Origin of the sequence: Vreelandella gomseomensis (assembly GCF_031451645.1) — a bacterium.
Lineage (GTDB): Bacteria > Pseudomonadota > Gammaproteobacteria > Pseudomonadales > Halomonadaceae > Vreelandella > Vreelandella gomseomensis.
This window is the reverse complement of the sequence record NZ_JARWAI010000013.1, coordinates 18,299-35,960: the sequence shown is the minus strand read 5'-3', so window position 1 is coordinate 35,960 and position 17,662 is coordinate 18,299. Positions and strand designations below refer to the sequence as shown.

Annotated in this window: 16 protein-coding genes; 7 read left to right on the top strand and 9 right to left on the bottom strand. The window is 59.3% G+C overall.

What is annotated here, in order from left to right:
• Positions 1-28: 28 nt before the first annotated feature.
• Positions 29-916, bottom strand: coding sequence for a CYTH domain-containing protein (locus QC815_RS15425; RefSeq protein WP_310540783.1), 888 nt, complete (start codon positions 914-916; stop codon positions 29-31).
• A gap of 137 nt (positions 917-1,053) precedes the next feature.
• On the opposite strand from QC815_RS15425, the gene QC815_RS15420 reads away from it, so the two are divergent.
• From QC815_RS15420 to argA, 3 genes are all read left to right on the top strand, one after another.
• Complete coding sequence (locus QC815_RS15420; RefSeq protein ID WP_230446994.1) at positions 1,054-1,734, top strand: TIGR00153 family protein; 681 nt, start codon at positions 1,054-1,056, stop codon at positions 1,732-1,734.
• Positions 1,735-1,762: 28 nt separating this feature from the next.
• Positions 1,763-3,028: an inorganic phosphate transporter gene (locus QC815_RS15415; RefSeq protein WP_230446993.1), complete on the top strand. Its 1,266-nt coding sequence runs from the start codon at positions 1,763-1,765 to the stop codon at positions 3,026-3,028.
• A gap of 175 nt (positions 3,029-3,203) precedes the next feature.
• Positions 3,204-4,520, top strand: a complete 1,317-nt coding sequence (gene argA / locus QC815_RS15410; protein WP_310540781.1) for an amino-acid N-acetyltransferase — start codon at positions 3,204-3,206, stop codon at positions 4,518-4,520.
• On the opposite strand, the gene QC815_RS15405 is transcribed toward argA, so the two are convergent.
• The 5 genes from QC815_RS15405 to QC815_RS15385 form a co-directional block, all read right to left on the bottom strand.
• Positions 4,517-5,371, bottom strand: coding sequence for an SDR family oxidoreductase (locus QC815_RS15405; RefSeq protein WP_230446991.1), 855 nt, complete (start codon positions 5,369-5,371; stop codon positions 4,517-4,519). The two genes, argA and QC815_RS15405, sit on opposite strands and share 4 nt — an antisense overlap.
• A 331-nt stretch (positions 5,372-5,702) precedes the next feature.
• On the bottom strand, positions 5,703-6,965 hold the full coding sequence (locus QC815_RS15400; RefSeq protein WP_310540777.1) for a type II toxin-antitoxin system HipA family toxin: 1,263 nt from the start codon (positions 6,963-6,965) through the stop codon (positions 5,703-5,705).
• Entirely contained in the window at positions 6,952-7,206 is a 255-nt protein-coding gene (locus QC815_RS15395) for a helix-turn-helix domain-containing protein (RefSeq protein WP_310540775.1), read from the bottom strand. The genes QC815_RS15400 and QC815_RS15395 overlap by 14 nt, the downstream gene beginning before the upstream one ends.
• Positions 7,207-7,338: 132 nt before the next feature.
• Positions 7,339-8,685: an exodeoxyribonuclease VII large subunit gene (xseA, locus tag QC815_RS15390; protein ID WP_310540773.1), complete on the bottom strand. Its 1,347-nt coding sequence runs from the start codon at positions 8,683-8,685 to the stop codon at positions 7,339-7,341.
• Positions 8,686-8,689: 4 nt separating this feature from the next.
• The gene (locus QC815_RS15385) at positions 8,690-9,283 is read right to left on the bottom strand and encodes a DsbA family oxidoreductase (protein WP_310540771.1); all 594 of its coding nucleotides are present in this window, start codon (positions 9,281-9,283) and stop codon (positions 8,690-8,692) included.
• Positions 9,284-9,453: 170 nt separating this feature from the next.
• Between QC815_RS15385 and guaB the strand changes: the two genes are divergently transcribed.
• Complete coding sequence (gene guaB / locus QC815_RS15380; RefSeq protein WP_092829731.1) at positions 9,454-10,923, top strand: IMP dehydrogenase; 1,470 nt, start codon at positions 9,454-9,456, stop codon at positions 10,921-10,923.
• 89 nt (positions 10,924-11,012) lie between these two features.
• On the top strand, positions 11,013-12,590 hold the full coding sequence (gene guaA / locus QC815_RS15375) for a glutamine-hydrolyzing GMP synthase (protein ID WP_310540768.1): 1,578 nt from the start codon (positions 11,013-11,015) through the stop codon (positions 12,588-12,590).
• Positions 12,591-12,791: 201 nt separating this feature from the next.
• Here guaA and tnpC read toward each other — a convergent pair whose 3' ends face one another.
• Genes tnpC through QC815_RS15360 form a run of 3 tightly spaced genes read right to left on the bottom strand, consistent with a single transcriptional unit; the run spans position 12,792 to position 14,986 of the window.
• Entirely contained in the window at positions 12,792-14,381 is a 1,590-nt protein-coding gene (gene tnpC / locus QC815_RS15370; protein WP_310540766.1) for an IS66 family transposase, read from the bottom strand.
• A gap of 45 nt (positions 14,382-14,426) precedes the next feature.
• Positions 14,427-14,783 carry an IS66 family insertion sequence element accessory protein TnpB gene (tnpB, locus tag QC815_RS15365; protein ID WP_310540765.1) on the bottom strand — a complete coding sequence of 119 codons (357 nt, stop codon included), beginning with the start codon at positions 14,781-14,783 and terminating at the stop codon, positions 14,427-14,429.
• A complete protein-coding gene (locus QC815_RS15360) occupies positions 14,780-14,986 on the bottom strand; it encodes a hypothetical protein (protein WP_310540763.1) in 207 nt (68 codons plus the stop codon). Before QC815_RS15360 ends, tnpB begins: the two co-directional genes overlap by 4 nt.
• Positions 14,987-15,139: 153 nt before the next feature.
• On the opposite strand from QC815_RS15360, the gene QC815_RS15355 reads away from it, so the two are divergent.
• Both QC815_RS15355 and QC815_RS15350 read left to right on the top strand, forming a co-directional pair.
• Positions 15,140-16,114, top strand: a complete 975-nt coding sequence (locus QC815_RS15355) for an Rpn family recombination-promoting nuclease/putative transposase (RefSeq protein ID WP_310540761.1) — start codon at positions 15,140-15,142, stop codon at positions 16,112-16,114.
• A 204-nt stretch (positions 16,115-16,318) separates the two neighbouring features.
• Positions 16,319-17,459, top strand: a protein-coding gene (locus QC815_RS15350) for an IS3 family transposase (RefSeq protein WP_310540759.1) whose coding sequence is annotated in 2 segments (ribosomal slippage) — positions 16,319-16,581 and positions 16,580-17,459 — 1,143 coding nt in all. Because the reading frame shifts where the segments join, the coding sequence is not laid out codon by codon here.
• Positions 17,460-17,662 lie beyond the last annotated feature (203 nt).

Here is a 17,662-nt window from a genome sequence, read left to right as displayed (position 1 = left end):
CAGGCCGTCCTGAAAAAGGCTGTGAGCCCTAGCGTAGCGCGGTTTGATACGCCATGCGATGGGCGAGTGCCAGCGCGGCTTGTGCATAAGCCACGCTTGGCTGGCCGGTGCTGCCCAGCGCATCGCGCATGACGATCGCGTCATCCCGGGCCTGGTCGGTGAGGGCCGGATCGGCGGCCAGCGCGGCCAATGCTTCCCGTGCCGTCTCTAGATGTTCAGCGCGGTGGCTATCGTGGTAGGCGTCGAGCGCCAGGGTTGCCCGGTGCATCCACAGTGCGGGGGAATCGGCGTCGGGAAGCGACCATTGCTGTGCCGCCAGGGCATTGCCACGGGCGGCTTTGCTGGTGTCCGACGGGCGCAGGGGCACGCGCTCGGCGAGCGCCTGGGCAAGCGACCAGAGCGCTTCGGGCGCGCCGTGCTTAAGCTCGAGTTCCGCCTCGCAGATGGTCGCCTGGTGTCCGCCGCTGTGAATCTTGCCTTCATCCAGTGCCAGTTCGATATGGCTGTCCTGCCACATTACCTGCCAGCTCCAGCGCTCAAAGTCGGTACTCAACTGAGGCTGCAGCCCAGGAATTACCTCGCCAAGGGCGCCCTGAAACGGCGGCAGCTCGCCAAGTCCTTGGGTATCCAGGTGGCGTGTCGCCAGCGGCCATTCCCACTCCTTGCGTTGCGAAAACCCACCGCCGCCGTGGCCGGCTGTCTTGACGGTCTGCAGCACCTGGTCGTCCACCTGACGCAGACGCACCGCGATGCGCGCCTGGGCAAGTGCGCCTTCAGGGGTGTCGTAATAGGTGTTGGTCAGGGTTTGCCGTTGTGGCGTCAGCGCCTGCAGCAGCGGGTATTGGCGAAGTGCTACCGGGCCCTCGGGAGCCAGGGCAAGCTTCAGCTCGATTTCGGTCGGTGATGATGTTTTCATGACAATAGCTACCTCGTTACTATGACAGTTTGGTTAATTTTTAATGACAATATGAACTTTTCATGACGGCGGCAGGCGCACTCACTATACTGTGGCCGCCATTTCCAGGCTTCCCGAAAACAGGCATTAAAGGCTTTATGGTTACTTCCAATCCCTTTTCCGCGATGTTTGGCCGCTCGCCATTCCAGCCGCTGCTCGCACACATCGTCAAGGCGAACGAATGTGCCGACCAACTGCTGCCCTTCTTTGAAGCAACCTTGACCGGCGATTGGGACAGCGCGGCGCAACTGCGCGAAAACGTGACGCGTCTGGAGCACGACGCCGACGTTCTCAAGACCGAGCTGCGTCTGAACCTGCCCAATACCATGTTCCTGCCCGTTTCGCGTTCCGATCTGCTCGACCTGATCAGCGTACAGGACAAGATCGCCAACAAGGCGCGCGACATTACCGGCATCATGCTGGGCCGTAAAATGACCGTGCCCGCTGAGCTTGCCGACCCGATGCGCGACTACATCCGCACCAGCGTGGCATGTGTGGCCCAGGCCCGCCAGGCGCTGGAGGAGCTCAAGGATCTGCTGGAGTCGGGGTTCGGGCGCAACGTCTCGGATGTGATGCAGAACATGATTCGCGAACTGCATACCCTTGAGCACCAGGCCGACAGCCAGCAGGTCGCGATCCGCCGCCAGCTGTTCAGCCTGGAAAGCGAGTTGCCACCGGTGGATGTGGTCTTCCTTTACCAGATCATCGACTGGGTCGGCGAACTTTCCGACCGCGCAGAGCGGGTCGGTAGCCGCCTGCAGATCATGACCGCCAACTAATACCCGATCCCCACACAAGGGAAGCGTTATGCAGATCATTGCTCAGTACGGTGATATTTTTATCATCCTGGCCTGTCTTTTCGGCTTTTTCATGGCCTGGGGCGTGGGGGCCAACGATGTCGCCAACGCCATGGGGACGTCGGTGGGCTCAAAAGCCATCACCATCAAGCAGGCTATCCTCATCGCCGTGGTGTTCGAATTTCTAGGCGCCTGGCTTGCCGGTGGCGAAGTCACCAATACCATCCGCAAAGGCATTATCGACCCCGAGCTGCTGCAGGAGGAACCACAACTGCTGGTGTACGGCATGTTGTCGGCGCTGCTGGCAGCGGCCACCTGGCTGTTGGTTGCCTCGATGAAGGGGTGGCCGGTTTCGACCACTCACTCGATTGTGGGCGCGATTGTCGGCTTTGCGGTGGCAGGCCTGGGGGCCGAGGCCGTCGATTGGGGAGCGGTTGGCAACATCGCCGCGAGCTGGCTGGTGTCGCCGCTATTGGCCGGTACGGCGGGTTTTGTGCTGTTCAAGTCGGTGCATCATCTGGTCTTTGAAGACCGCGACCCGTTGGCCGCCGCCAAACGCTACCTGCCCGCGTACGTTTTCCTGGTCGGCTTTGTCGTGGCCATGGTCACCATGACCAAGGGCCTGAAACACGTTGGCCTGAATCTTTCATTTGGCCAGAGCCTGGTGATCTCGCTGATCCTGGGCGGGTTACTCGCCGGTGTCGGTGTCTTGATGGAACGCCGTGTGAAGTACGTAGAAAGCAGCGATGATCACTTTGGCTATGCCAACGTGGAGCGCGCTTTTGGTGTGTTGATGATCTTTACCGCCTGCGCCATGGCCTTTGCGCACGGCTCTAACGACGTGGCCAACGCGGTGGGGCCGCTGGCGGCGGTGATCAGCGTGGTGCAGACCGGTGGTGAGATTGGCGGCTCGGCGCTGGTTCCCTGGTGGGTACTGGTGCTAGGCGGTGGCGGTATCGTGGTCGGCTTGATCACCTACGGTCATAAAGTGATTGCCACCGTGGGTACAGGCATCACCGAACTGACGCCCAGCCGTGGCTTTGCGGCCACCTTGGCTGCTGCGACTACCGTCGTGCTGGCATCGGGCACGGGGCTGCCGATTTCGACCACGCACACCCTGGTGGGCGCTGTGCTCGGGGTTGGCCTGGCGCGGGGAATGACCGCGCTCAACCTGCGGGTGATTGGCACCATCGCCATGTCGTGGCTGATCACGCTGCCGGCGGGTGCGGGGCTGGCGATTCTGTTCTTCTTCATGTTCAAGGGCATGTTCGGCTAGGCGCAAACCATCCCTGCCGCGTCAGCCGATACGAGACCGGCTGACGCAGTGGCGGCACTTTCTGGCTAAATGTGTCTTTTCACAGGCAGATCTGGCTCAGAAGGTGCCGCCTTTTTTTGCGCTCTGGTAAAGTAGTTCCTGATGAACTCATTCACCTGCTGCCGGAGAGCGGCCCTTGGATACACGCTTCCCCTTTGTTGACTGGTTTCGTAACGCGTCCCCCTATATCAATGCGCACCGGGGCCGAACCTTTGTCATCCTGATCGAAGGTGAGGCAATGGCCTCGGGCCGAGGGGAGCAGCTGATCCAGGACCTGGCGCTGCTGCACACGCTGGGCGTGCGCCTGGTAGTGGTCTTCGGCATTCGTCCCCAGGTGCACGAGGCGCTGAGCGCGGCGGGGGTCGAGCCCACTCGCCTCAACGGCCGCTGGGTGGCCGACCGTGCGGTCATGGCGCACGTCGAGCAGGTGGCCGCCCACTTGCGGTTGTGGTTGGAGGCCCGGCTGTCGCTGGGCTTGCCCAGTACGCCGCTGCACGGCGTGGAGCTCAGCGTGATTTCCGGCAACCTGGTGACCGCCAAACCGTTGGGCGTGCGTGAGGGGGTCGACTTCGACCACAGCGGCGAAGTGCGCCGGGTGCGTGCGGATGCCATTCAAGGCCTGCTGGACAAGGGGTCGCTGGTGTTGCTGCCCCCGCTGGGCTTTTCCAGCACTGGCGAGGTGTTCGACCTGGATGCCTCCGACGTGGCCCAGCATGCCGCGGTGGCGCTCAAGGCCGACAAGCTGATTTTGCTGGGCGAGTCCGAAGGTCTGGAAGACGAGCAGGGCGCGCTGCTGCGCCAGCTGTCGCCCGCCGACGCCGAACCCCGCCTGCAGCACGCCGAGCCCGGCAGCGAGCTGGCGCGACATCTCAATGCCGCCTGTACCGCCGCGCGGGAAGGCGTGGCCCGCACCCATCTGTTGTCCTGGCATAACCACGACGCCCTGCTAGGCGAGCTGTTTACCCGCGACGGTGTGGGTACCATGATTACCCAGCACCGCTATGAACAGCTGCGCCCGGCCACGCTCAACGATGTGGCGGGCCTGTTGGAGCTGCTGGAGCCGCTGGAAAACAGAGGCATGCTGGTGGCGCGCTCCCGCGAGCGGCTGGAGCACGAGATCGACGATTACATGGTCATCGAGCGCGACGGCATGGTGATCGGTTGCGCGGCCCTGCATGTCTTCCCGGATGCGGGTGTTGCCGAGCTGGCCTGCGTGGCCGTGCATACCAATTACCGCGGTGGCGAACGCGGTGAGCGTCTGGTCGAGGCGCTGGAGCGCCGTGCCCGCCAGCGCGCGGTGCAGGAGATGTTTGTGCTGACCACCCACACGGCGCACTGGTTTGTGGAGCGGGGCTTCCGCGCCGCCAGCCTGGAAGAGCTGCCGCCGCTGAAGCGCGAAACCTACAACCACGCGCGCAAATCCAAGGTGCTGGTTAAAACGCTGGTGGGTTAGGTGTTGAGGATCACACCGCCGTTCAGGTGCATCGTTTGCCCCGTCATGTAGGACGATTCCTCGCTGGCGAGGTACACGTAGGCGGGCCCCATTTCGCTGGGCTGGCCCGCGCGTTTCATCGGCACCTGACCGCCAAACGAGGCGACTTTTTCGTCGTCGAAGCTGGCGGGAATCAGCGGCGTCCATACCGGCCCAGGGGCAACGGCGTTGACCCGAATGCCGCGGTCCATCAGCGACATGGCGAGCGAGCGCACCAGGCCCTGAATCGCCCCCTTGGTGGCGGTGTAGTCGATCAGCGTGTCGTTGCCCTTGAAGGCGTTGATCGACGAGGTGGCGATAATCGTATCGCCCTCGCTCAGGTGGGGTAGCGCGGCCTTGGTCATATAAAAGTGGCTAAACAGGTTAGTTTGAAAGGTACGCTGCAACTGGTCGTCGGGGATGTCGGTAATGTCGCGCCAGTCGTACTGCTCAGCCGCGTTATTGACGACGATATTGAGTTTGCCGAACTCCTTCAGTGCGCGCTTCACAATCTCACGGCAGAAGCTGGGAGCTCCTACGTCGCCTTTCACAACCAGGCAGCGACGGCCTTCAGCCTCAACCAGTCGTTGGGTTTCTTTGGCATCTTGTGTTTCCTTCAAATGCACGATCACGCTGTCAGCGCCTTCACGTGCATAGTGCACTGCCACTGCACGGCCAATACCGCTGTCGCCGCCGGTAATAATCGCCACTTTATCCAGCAGCTTGTCGGCTCCTTTATAGCTTTCACGAATAAACTCGGGTTCCGGGTGCATGTCGTGTTCGTCGCCCGGCTGTTTGGCTTGATGTTGAGGGGGTTGTTGCTGATCGCTCATGTGCGGTCACTCCTTTGTTGGCACAAAAATCAAAAAAGTAAGATGCAGCAGGTGCCAGCCTCCTTGGGCACCCGTTTCAATGTAGACCCAGGTTGCCAACATGGGCAAACCCGACCATTCAGGTATTAAGTGGAAGCTGAAAAACGATGTGATAGTGGCCGTCAAGGCGACCACCACGACGAAGCCAACCCGATGTCCGACACGCATCGCGTGAACCCAGAATCCGATGATTCGCCCCAGAAACCGGACAAGGGCAAGAAATCAGCGACGTTGACCCCGTCAACCAAGCATTAGCGGCGCTACTTACTGCAGCGCCGTTTTACTCCCACACTTAGCTGGCCTGCCAACGTTTTGGCATCTTATGGCAGTTGCGGGTAATACGTTGGCATAACCGTTCGAGTAACACCTGCTCGGTGCCAGGCTTGGCGTCTGCCTGTAGCGGCTCTGCCACATCAGGCAGACAGGTGAGCAACGCCTCGGCGAGCTCCACGCCCTGCCGGATGAAATAAGCAGGCTTGAATCCCAGTGCCTTCGCCAATGATGCCAAATGCGCTTGCTCAATACTGCCGGGATGGTCGGTACCGCCTACCTGAAACGCAAAACGTCTGGATAGGCCGCTGTAAATTGTCGTCGACATGAGATCATAAAACGGAGCCAACTGAACGCCCTGGGGCGTTTGCAGTAATGAAAGGTTTTTGGCGTGGCTATCGTTGTTGCCGATAAGAAGGTTGTAAAAAAACCATCGAATGAATCGCTGCAAGTCTTTGGCCGGGGCGCCAGTACGCTGCAGCAATTGGCGGCACTGGACCAAGCTGGGGCCGCCATCGTTTTCGTACTTGAGTGTAGAGGTCGTACCTGCCAACTGGCAGAAGTCCAACTGATGGTAGCGCTTTAAATTACCGTGCTCATCGGGGACGCGGTCGTAACGCTTGATCAAGCACGCGCGTGTCTCAGGCTGAAAAGACGTTTCAGCCACATTCAATGACAACGCGGCGGCCAGCTGCATACACAGCGTTTCATTAAGCGCAGAACACCAAACGCCTTTTAAGCCTCTTATGTCGGGTTTTAGCAGATGGCTGGAAGGGGCTGAGCCTTCAGGAATGGCGGGTCGACCATCGTTGCCTATCATCAGTAGAAGTTTATTTTGAGCGCCCGCCAACGATATGCGAGCGTTGTGCACAAGCTGGCCGGATAGCGCTCCCTGCGTGTCGTCATCGAGAAACGTCTTGATAGCCTGCCAGGTCGTTTCTCGATAGCGGGCGGGCTGCGGGGTTTCTCCCTGGGGAAGCAGCAGGTAGCCGCTGGCCGTATCGCCGCCAACGGATTTCAAAAGCCCAAATATCGTGGTGGTATGGTGGCTTAGCTCGATGTAGCGACGCAGCTCGCCCTCTGGCAGCAGATTTTCAAAGTAAGCCAGTACGTCGTCATTCTGATGAGTCTGTTGCGTTATCGGCAAGTGAGGAGAAAGGCTGGAAACGTCAGCTTGCTCTAACCACTCTTTGCGATAAGTGAAACTCAGCGGTTGGGTGTCGTAAAGCCGCCCTACATGCTGCTCACCCCAATAAAGATCCAGTGCTTCATTATGAGTGCCCATTAGATTGACCCTTACGCTGAATGATTACCTCAAGCCCCATCAGGTCGAGTGTATCAAGCACTTTCTGGAGCTGTAGCGTGGGTTTGCCGCGTTCCAGGTCGACAATGAAGCGATTTCCCGTGCCCGCAAGCCCCGCAATATCGCTCTGAAGCAGCGATTGGTCTTGGCGTACCTGCTTGATCAGCTTTCCAAGCTCTGCGCTTGTACGAATACGCGTTGTCTTGTCGTCAAACGATGTCATCGCCCATGGCCTATAAAATTACCGTACGGTAATGATAGACAAAATAATGCTTGATTGCCTTTTATTTTTACCGATCGGTAACTTTTGGCCAGTAGATGTCGTTAATAATAGAAATATTACCGATCGGGAATTTTAAGTATTTTTGTAGCGCCGTTTTACTTCCACGCTCAGCTTGCCTTCGCCTAGCTGTAGCTTGAGCTTCTGCCCGGGCGTCGTTTCTTCCGCGCTGCGCACGATCTGCCCCTGCTCGTCCTGGGCGATGGCGTAGCCACGCCCCAATACCGCGAGCGGGCTGATGGCATTCAACTCTCGGGCGGCGCTGGTTAACCGCGCCTGTCGGCTTTCCAGCTGGCGCTGCATGGCCGCGCTCAAGCGGCGCTGAAGCTGACTGACCCGCTCGCTTTCCACGCGGTGTAAGCGTGCCATATCCTGGCTGGCCAGGCGCCTGCTCAATTGCGATACCTGCGCTTTCTGCTGGGTGAGCGTTTGCTGCATGGCGCGGCTCAAGCGCTGGTGGAGCGAGGTTAAATGCTGGCGCTGACGATTGAGCTGCTCGCCGGGATGGCGTAGTTTGGCGCGCAAGGTGTCCAGCCGCTGGCTGTCCCGCTCCAGGCGTGCCTGCATGGCCCGCATCAGGCGGTTTTCATGGTGGTCAAGCTGGCGCTTGAGGGTGTGCTGGTCCGGCACCAGGCGCTCGGCCGCAGCGGAAGGCGTGGGCGCACGCATGTCGGCGGCAAAATCCGCCAGGGTGATATCCACCTCGTGGCCCACCGCCGACATCACCGGCAGCCGGGAGTGAAAAATCGCCCGCGCCAGGTGCTCGTTGTTGAACGCCCACAGGTCTTCCAGGCTGCCGCCGCCACGGGTAATGAGCACCACATCCCGTTCCGGGTCTAGCTTCGCTTGGCGGTTTAATAGCCCTAGGGCCGAAATCATCGCTGGGGCGGCTTCGGCGCCCTGCACCGGTACCGGAATCAGTGTCACGTCCGCCAATGGCCAGCGGGCTTCAAGCACCGCCAGCACATCGCGAATAGCGGCCCCGGTGGCAGAGCTCAAAATCAGCAGCTTGCGGGGCGGGAAGGGCAGCGGCCGGGCGTTGGCAAACACGCCTTCGCCCTCCAGTTGCGCTTTCAAACGCTCAAACGCCGCCAGCAGTTCCCCCAAGCCCGCCGCCTGAACGGCCTCGGCAATCAGTTGGTAATCGCCGCGGGGCTCGAACAGCGACACCCGCCCACGTAGTTTGACCTGGTCACCGTCGCGCATCGGCGCCGAGACAAACCGCGCCCGCTGACGAAACAGCGCGCAGCGAATCTGCGCCCGGTCGTCCTTCAAGGTGAAGTAAACATGCCCGGACGCGGGGCGCGAGACGTTGGAAAGCTCGCCATCTACCCACACCTCGCCCACGTCGCGCTCGAGGGTCTGCTTGGCGCGCTGGTTGAGCTGGCTGACGGAAAGCGCTTGAGGCGTGGAAGAGGACATGACGTTAAGCGCGCTCGGTGAGGAAGTGTTTCAGCGCCGCCGGGTCGGGGACGCCCTGGATGGTTTCGCCGTCGATGATCAGTGTCGGTACCGACTGAATGCGTGCTTCTTCCATCGCGTGGCGCAGCGCCGCCTGGTGCTGCTCGCGGTAGCGGCCCTCGGCAAGCGCATCGAGCACCGACTGGCGCTCCAGACCGACGGAGTCGGCAATGTCGGCCAGCACGTCTGGGTCGCCAATATCGCGTTCCTGCTGGAAGAACGCTTTCAGCGTGGCCATCGAATAAGCGTGGCCGACGCCGTGCTCTTCGGCCATGGCGAAGACTTCAAAGGCCTTGTCGGTGCGCGGCTGCGGCGAGATATTGGGCAGCTTGATGGGTACGCCGAGCTGTTCCGCCATGGGGTAGACCGACTCGCGCCACACCCTGGGCAGGTACGGGTCTTCGACCTTCAAGGTGGGCACCGGCGCCGGGCGCAGCTCGAACGGGCGCCATTGGATGTCGACGTCCAGGCCTTCGGTGGCCTCGGCAAGCACCTCTTCGGCCAGCAGGCAGAAGGGGCAAACGTAATCGCTGTAAACAATGATTTTCTGGGTCAACACGCACCCCTTGGGTCGGTAAATGAGTCGGCTATCAGGCTACCATCAATCGTCATTATCCATTGGTATAAGCGTAATGACGTCTCTGCATTGCTGGAGCAGCCCTCTACCCGTTATAATGGGGGATTAACTTTTCACGCCCCGTCTTCCACTTCAAATTGGGTGTTGCCGCTATGCTACGTATGGCTCAAGAAGCACTTACGTTCGACGACGTACTCCTCCTGCCCGGTTATTCGGACGTTCTCCCCAAGAATGTTAACCTTAAAACCCGCCTGACCCGCAATCTCTCGCTTAATATCCCGCTTGTCTCCGCCGCGATGGATACGGTGACCGAAGCGCGACTGGCGATTGCCATGGCGCAGGAAGGTGGCATTGGTATCATTCACAAAAGCATGACCATGTCGCAGCAGGCCGCTGAAGTGCGCAAGGTGAAGAAGCACGAAAGCGTGATCGTTAAAGACCCGATTACCGTCAGCCCCAAAGCCAAGCTCGAAGACCTGCTCGCCATGGCGCGCGAGTACGGGTTCTCCGGTTTTCCGGTGGTAGAAGGCGAAACCCTGGTGGGTATTGTGACCGAGCGCGACATGCGCTTCCAGCCCAACCATGGCGACAGCGTGGCTGACATCATGACCCCCCGCGATCGGTTGGTCACCGTGCCGGAAGGCACCCAGCTTGAAGAAAGCAAAGCCAAGATGCGCGAACACCGCATCGAAAAAATGCTGATCGTTGACGACGCCTTCCACCTGCGCGGCCTGGTGACCTTCCAGGACATCGAAAAAGCCCGCACCTACCCGATGGCCGCCAAGGACAGCGATGGCCGTCTGCTGGTAGGCGCTGCCGTGGGTACCGGCCCGGAAACCCCGGACCGCATCGCGGCGCTGGCCGAAGCCGGTGTCGACGTGATTGTGGTGGATACCGCCCACGGCCACTCCGAAGGCGTGATTGACCGCGTTCGCTGGATCAAGGAACACTTCCCGGCCATTCAGGTGATTGGCGGCAACATCGCCACCGCCGCTGCCGCCAAGGCACTGGCCGAAGCGGGCGCCGATGCGGTGAAAGTCGGCATCGGCCCCGGTTCTATCTGCACCACGCGGATCGTCACAGGCGTGGGTGTCCCGCAAATCACCGCCGTCTCCAACGTGGCTGAAGCGCTCAAAGAGTACGATATTCCGTTGATCGCCGACGGCGGCATCCGTTTCTCCGGCGACCTTTCAAAAGCCATTGCCGCTGGCGCAAGCGCGGTGATGGTGGGTGGCCTGCTGGCCGGTACCGAAGAAGCCCCGGGCGAAGTGGAGCTTTACCAGGGCCGCACCTACAAGGCCTACCGCGGCATGGGCTCCATGGGCGCCATGTCCGAGAATCAGGGCAGTGCCGACCGCTACTTCCAGGATAAAGCCGAAGGCGCCGAAAAGCTGGTACCGGAAGGCATCGAAGGCCGCGTACCTTACAAAGGCGTGATGGGCGCCATCGTCCACCAGCTGATGGGCGGCCTGCGTGCCTCCATGGGTTACACCGGCTGCAGCACGATCCAAGAGATGCGCACCAAGCCGGAATTCGTGAAAATCACCGGTGCTGGCTTTAACGAATCCCACGTACACAACGTGCAGATCACCAAAGAAGCTCCCAACTACCGGGTGAGCTAACCAGCGCTTTAGTTCAATAGCGGCGGGCATGGCTCGCCGCTTGCTTTTTGGCCTTACCGTGGCCCCGCCCCGCTTAACGAGATACCGCCATGAGTGACATTCACGCCCACAAGATCCTGATTCTCGACTTCGGCTCCCAGTACACCCAGTTGATCGCCCGCCGGGTCCGCGAAATCGGTGTGTATTCCGAAGTTCGCGCCTTCGATATCACCGAAGAAGAGATCCGCGAGTACAACCCCAACGGCATTATCATGGCTGGTGGGCCTGAATCCGTCACCGAGCTGGATTCCCCGCGTGCGCCGCAGTGCGTGTTTGACATGGGCCTGCCGGTGTTTGGCATCTGCTACGGCATGCAGACCATGGCGGAGCAGCTGGGCGGCAAGGTAGAAGGCTCCAACCAGCGCGAATTCGGCTACGCTCAGATCCGTCTGGACGAAGAAACCGCGCTGTTCAACGACATCAAGGACCACGTCGACCACGAGACCGGCAAAGCGCTGCTGGACGTCTGGATGAGCCACGGCGATAAAGTCGCCCAGGCGCCGGACACCTTCACCGTGACCGCCTCCACGCCTAGCTGCCCGATTGCCGCCATGGCCTGGGAAGAGAAGCAGTTCTACGGCGTGCAGTTCCACCCGGAAGTGACCCACACGCTGCAGGGCCAGCGCATTCTCGAGCACTTCGTGCTGGGTATCTGTAAAGCCGAGAAGCTGTGGACGCCCGCGCAAATCATTGAAGACCAGGTACAGCGCGTTCGCGAACAGGTCGGCGACCGCCACGTACTGCTCGGCCTTTCCGGCGGCGTGGATTCCTCAGTAGTAGCGGCACTGCTGCACAAGGCGATTGGCACCCAGCTAACCTGCGTCTTCGTGGACAACGGCCTGCTGCGCAAGGCGGAAGGCGACCAGGTCATGGAAACCTTCGCCAAGCACATGGGCGTGAAGGTCATCCGCGTGGACGCCGAAGACCTGTTCCTCGACAAGCTGAAGGGCGAACAGGACCCGGAAGTGAAGCGCAAGATCATCGGCAACACCTTCATCGACGTGTTCGACGATGAAGCCAGCAAAATCGAGGATGTGGACTTCCTCGCCCAGGGCACCATCTACCCGGACGTGATCGAATCCGCCGCCTCCAAGACCGGCAAGGCCCACGTGATCAAATCCCACCACAACGTGGGTGGCCTGCCGGAAACCATGAAGCTCAAGCTGGTCGAACCGCTGCGCGAACTGTTCAAGGACGAAGTGCGCAAACTCGGCCTGGAACTCGGCCTGCCCTACGACATGGTCTACCGCCACCCCTTCCCGGGGCCGGGTCTGGGCGTGCGTATCCTCGGCGAAGTCAAAAAAGAATACGCCGACATCCTCCGCGAAGCCGACGCCATCTTCATCGAAGAGCTGCGCAATTCCGGCTGGTACGAAAAAACCAGCCAGGCGTTCGCCGTGTTCCTGCCGGTGAAATCAGTAGGCGTCGTCGGCGACGGCCGCCGCTACGAATGGGTCATCGCGCTACGCGCGGTCGAGACCATCGACTTCATGACCGCCCGCTGGGCGCACCTGCCCTATGAGCTGCTGGAGAAGGTTTCCAACCGGATTATCAATGAGCTGGAAGGGGTATCGCGGGTGACTTATGATGTGAGCAGTAAGCCGCCTGCTACTATTGAGTGGGAGTGATTGGGGGATATGCAGCATCTAGAATAAAACTCTTTGCAGCCCACTTAATTGTGGGCTCTTTATTTTATATTTTGTCTGTTTTTAACTTTTGAATAATCAGACATGATTTGGATGGAATGCCAGCATTGGTATTGCTGTATATAGTTGGCTAGCTTAGAAAATCAGTAAGCGATCCACTAACCCCGTCTGTGCAGGCTTCGCTTAGACCGGTAAGGTCTCTTTCCACTGCCAGGGCAGCAGCGTAAGGAGCTCATTATCGTCGAGGGCGGGCAGTGTCGCAAAGACGTACTGCAAGTAGTCGTAAGGCGAGAGGCCATTGGCTTTGGCGGTTTCGATCAGGCTGTAGATCGCCGCGCTGGCGTGAGCACCGCTCGGGGTGTGGCTGAACAGCCAGTTTTTACGCCCCACCACGAACGGGCGGATAGCGTTCTCTGCCGGATTGTTGTCGAGCGGTATCAGGCCATCGTCCAGGAACCGGGTCAGGCGAGGCCACTGGTTATCTAGATAGTGCAGGGCTTTCCCCAGCGCACTTTTGGGCAACACCTGGGCCAGTGATTTGTCGAGCCAGGTGCGAAGTTGATCGATTAACGGGCGGCTCTTCTGGTCACGCAGCGCATGGCGCGCGTCGGGCTCAAGGGCCTTCGCCTGTTTTTCCACGCCGTACAGCTTACGGATCTGGTTGAGCGCCCAGTCCGCCTTGCCGGTTTTGCCTTTGGGCTGCACTTTCTGGGCCTCAACGAACTTGCGCCGGGCATGCGCCCAACAGCCCGCCTGGGTGATCCCATTACGACGCACGACCTCGGCGTAGCCTTCATAGCCATCGGTGACCAAGCGACCCGCATAGTCGCCCAGCAGGCGAACAGGTACCCGCCCGGCACGGCTAGCGTCATAATCGAACAAGACGACCTGTTGGCCCGGCGGCCCACCGCGCTGTACCCACATGTAGGACGTGGCACTCGCGTGACGATCCGCTTCTTGATTCACCTGGAGCGTCGTCTCGTCCATGTGGATCAGCGGGGCGTTTAAGAGGTGTTGGCGCAAAGTGTCGATCAACGGGGTGATCCGTTCTCCCGCCTGCACCATCCAACGCGCTAAGGTGTTGCGGGGGATCTCGGCGCCATGGCGAGCAAAGAGCTGGCTTTGCCGGTACAGCGGCAAGGCGTCCTGGTACTTGGCGGTGGCCACATAGGCCAGCAGCGTGGCGCTGGCATTGCTTTTAGGCAGGAGCTTGGCGGGGGCAGCGGCGACCTTGACGCCCTCTTCGCAGGTTCGGCACGCGTATTTGTGTCGCACATGACGGATCACCTCGACCCGGGCGGGCACCACGTGCAGTTCCTCGCTCACTTCTTCGCCGATGACCGTGAGCGCGGTGCCATCGTCCCGGCAGTGGCGAGCCTCTTCAGGGAGGTCATGCACCACCTCAACCCGTGGGAGTTCAGGGGGCAATGCCACTCGGCCCCCCCGTTTACGACGTTTCGGTGGCGCAGCGGGTTCAGCTTCATCAACGGCATCGTTGTCGGCTGTGTCGGTACCGCCGTCTTCCTCGTCAACCGCCACTTCGGCTTCGTTGATCAACAAGTCCTTCTGATCTACCTGATACTTCTCGGTGGAAGGGCCGAACTGACGCTCCAGGGCCAACCGGAACTGTTCATACAGCGATTGTTTGGTGGCTGCCCACTGGGCTTCCTTTTTCTCCATCAGGTGGTGACGCTGCGCGATCTCTTCCTGCTGCGCCTGTACTTGGCGTTGCAGTTGAGAGACAGCCTTTGAGGAAGAAGCAGCGTTTTTCATGCCGCCTATTTTACCAAAACCGCCGGTAAAATAGGAGCAAAAAAGCTAACCAACCTGCTGAAAATCCAACGCTTTGTGGGGTTGCATGGCCTTCAGGTTAACGCCATCCAGCAGCCAGTTCAGTTCCTGACCGGTCAGCGTCACCGTGTCGCCTTCCAGGTGCGTTGGCCATTTAAATCGTTCGCGCTCCAGGCGCTTATACCACACCACAAAGCCGTTACGTTCCCAGAACAGCAGCTTGACCTTATCGCGTTGGCGGTTACCGAACACAAACAGCGCCTGATCGAATGGGTTCAAGTCCATGGCCTCCTGGACCAGCAAGGCCAACCCATCGATTTGCTTACGCATATCCACGGGTTCGCGGCATAAGTACACTTTAAGATCGGCACTTGGGCGAATCATGTCACCACCTCCACAAAGCGCGCAGGACGGCAGCGTGGCGGCACCGGCAGCCCTTGTACGCCTAATCGTATCTCCCACGCTAACAGGTCGGTGAGGGATACCCCCTGTGAGGCGGCGTAATCACTTAACGGCATGTTCAACGCCGAGGCACAGTAAAGATGGCCAAGCCAAAAGGCGCGAGTGGGATTGAGTTCACCGGTCATGATAATCTCCAAAACCAACGAGAGATCACTAGTGTGAATAGGCGTGATTAGCTTGGGTAGATGGGTTTTGTGGATCGCTTACTTATATCTTGTGAATGTATTACGGGGAGATGAGCATGGTAATCTGTCTCGTAACGATCGGCAGAGGTCTCCATGGTCAATAACCATCACGATACCGGCTATAAAGAGCTGTTCAGCTATCCTGAGTTTGTTCAGCAACTTATCGAAGGCTTTGCGCCTGCTGAGATTGCCCGGTTAATGGACTTCTCCACTCTGAAAAGCCATAGCGGCAGCTACATTACGCCGCTGTTCGAAGAGAAAATTGAGGACGTGGTGTGGTCAGTCAACGTTAACTGGCAGGGAATGGCCCAAGAGGTGTACCTGTACATCTTGTTGGAGTTTCAGTCCTCGGTGGATCGCACCATGCCGGTTCGGCTGATGCACTACGCCGCTTGCTTCTACAGTGAGTTGCTCAAGCAGAAGGTCATCACACCCGGCCAGGGTTTACCGCCGGTGTTTCCGGTAGTGCTTTATAACGGCTCAGAGCGCTGGTCGGCATCGTTAGATCTCTATGACATGATCATGCCGGAACCACCGGGTCTCCTGCAGGTCTATCAGCCCCGGATGCGTTATTACCTAGTCGATGAAGGGCGCTATACTGATGAACAGTTAGGCTTGGTACAGTCGCCGCTAAGCGGGGTGTTCAGTATCGAGAAGGCCTCCACGAATCGCCAGGGGCTGCAGCAAGCCGTGGATCGGATCGTGGCGATTATTCAGGCCGATCCTCACAAAGAGCGTATCGACAAGATTATTACCCGCTGGCTTAAACGCCACTTGCAGCGGCTCGGGGCTGAGGTCGACCTCAATCAGCTCAACAGTTTGGTGGAGGATAAAGACATGTTGGCAGAAAATTTGGAAAATTGGGCGCAGCAAGAACGTCAGGAAGGCGAGAAGCTGGGCATTGAGAAAGGTGAAAAGCTGGGTATTGAGAAAGGCGAGAAGCTGGGTATTGAGAAAACAGCCCGTAATCTGCTCAAGCTGGGAGTGCTTAGTGACGAGCAGATTGCTGAAGCGACAGGCTTGGCGTTAGATGAAGTGGCTAAGCTACGCGATGAAGGTAAGCGCTGATCTGCTTTTATTTCCGTTTCCCCTCTCTGTCAGCGTAGTTGTCCAATCAGCAATTTCGCTGTTTAGCCTTAAGAGAGGGCGCTTTGGACAACCGTATGCCACGCTATTCACAGGAACGGAAAGCCACCGTTCTGAAGAAGCTGAACTGGTCTAATTGGAGCGGACACCCCGATAAGCCTCATAATGGAGGCAATGGAGGTGTTCATGACAAAGAAGACTCGACGTCGGTTTTCCGATGAGTTCAAGACGGATGCGGTGAGCCTGGTGATTGACCAGGGGTATTCCGTATCGGAGGCCGCCCGGCGCTTGGGCGTAGAGCGCAGCGTACTGGATCGCTGGTGCCGTCAGCACCGTCAGCAGGTCTCTGGCAGCTCGGGTCGGCGTGAAGACGATCGCGATGCCGAGATCAAGAAGCTCCGTGAAGAAGTCCGCAAGCTTCAGATTGAAAAGGATATTTTAAAAAAGCGGCGGCCTTCTTCGCCAAAGAGTCGAGCTGAGATATCAGTTCATCGAGTCGGAGAAGGCCATCTATCCCGTGGCCGTGTTGTGTCGGGTCATGCAGGTCAGCCGGAGTGGTTTCTATGACTGGCGACGACGTGGCCTTGATGACCAGCGTCGGGTCCTGCTACACGAGGTCAGAGAGATTCATCGCCGGAAGCGTGGCAGCTATGGTAGCCGCCGCATGGCCAGAGAACTGCGACGTCGCGGATACGATGTTGGCCGTTACCAGGCTCGAAGCCTGATGCGAGAAGCCGGCGTAGAGGCACGTCAGCGGCGCCGCTGGCGTCATACGACCGACAGTGAGCACAGCCTGCCGGTAGCCCCCAACCTGCTGAACCGTCAGTTCATGGTGGCGGAACCGAATCGGGTCTGGGTGGCCGATATCACGGCTATCTGGACACTGGAGGGCTGGCTCTATCTGGCGGCGGTGCTTGACCTGCACGACCGGCAGTTGGTGGGCTGGGCGATGGCTGACCATATGCGCACGCAGTTGATCCTGGACGCCTTGGAGATGGCGGTAGGCCGCCGGCAACCCGAGAGAGGCCTGCTCCATCACAGCGATCGCGGCAGCCAATACGCGTCGCATGAGTACCGGGGCACGCTGGCCCGGCATGGGTTCCAGGCCTCGATGAGCCGCAAAGGGAATTGCTGGGACAATGCGGTCATGGAACGCTTCTTCGGCTCACTGAAAAGCGAGTGGCTGGCCGACCAGCGGTATGCAAGTCACCAGGCGGCACGGCGGGATGTGATCGAGTATATCGAGATGGAGTACAACAGCTGCCGACTCCACTCGACCTTGGCCTATCAGACGCCAAGGGAAATCGAACTGGCAGTTGCGGCTTGAAACTGTGTCCGCTCTGACTTGACCAGAACAAGCTACTGCCTCCGCATAACCGCACCTTGGTCTCTGTCGCGGCTGAGGAAGGCATCGCCAATGAAAGTTGTCCGCTCCCTTCTTTAAGGACTTATAGCACTGGCTTCGACAACATCTCCAACCGGAAAACTATGCTGACAGAGGGGGCTATTGGGATGAACAGTCTAGAGGCC

Bases quoted from the DNA above. Each gene is read 5' to 3' on its own strand.
- guaB (WP_092829731.1), top strand. From the start codon at position 9,454: ATGCTACGTATGGCTCAAGAAGCACTTACGTTCGACGACGTACTCCTC.
- tnpC (WP_310540766.1), bottom strand. From the start codon at position 14,381: ATGAAAAACGCTGCTTCTTCCTCAAAGGCTGTCTCTCAACTGCAACGC.
- QC815_RS15395 (WP_310540775.1), bottom strand. From the start codon at position 7,206: ATGACATCGTTTGACGACAAGACAACGCGTATTCGTACAAGCGCAGAG.
- QC815_RS15355 (WP_310540761.1), top strand. From the start codon at position 15,140: ATGGTCAATAACCATCACGATACCGGCTATAAAGAGCTGTTCAGCTAT.
- xseA (WP_310540773.1), bottom strand. From the start codon at position 8,685: ATGTCCTCTTCCACGCCTCAAGCGCTTTCCGTCAGCCAGCTCAACCAG.
- QC815_RS15405 (WP_230446991.1), bottom strand. From the start codon at position 5,371: ATGAGCGATCAGCAACAACCCCCTCAACATCAAGCCAAACAGCCGGGC.
- QC815_RS15420 (WP_230446994.1), top strand. From the start codon at position 1,054: ATGGTTACTTCCAATCCCTTTTCCGCGATGTTTGGCCGCTCGCCATTC.
- guaA (WP_310540768.1), top strand. From the start codon at position 11,013: ATGAGTGACATTCACGCCCACAAGATCCTGATTCTCGACTTCGGCTCC.
- QC815_RS15415 (WP_230446993.1), top strand. From the start codon at position 1,763: ATGCAGATCATTGCTCAGTACGGTGATATTTTTATCATCCTGGCCTGT.
- QC815_RS15400 (WP_310540777.1), bottom strand. From the start codon at position 6,965: ATGGGCACTCATAATGAAGCACTGGATCTTTATTGGGGTGAGCAGCAT.
- QC815_RS15425 (WP_310540783.1), bottom strand. From the start codon at position 916: ATGAAAACATCATCACCGACCGAAATCGAGCTGAAGCTTGCCCTGGCT.
- QC815_RS15360 (WP_310540763.1), bottom strand. From the start codon at position 14,986: ATGACCGGTGAACTCAATCCCACTCGCGCCTTTTGGCTTGGCCATCTT.
- tnpB (WP_310540765.1), bottom strand. From the start codon at position 14,783: ATGATTCGCCCAAGTGCCGATCTTAAAGTGTACTTATGCCGCGAACCC.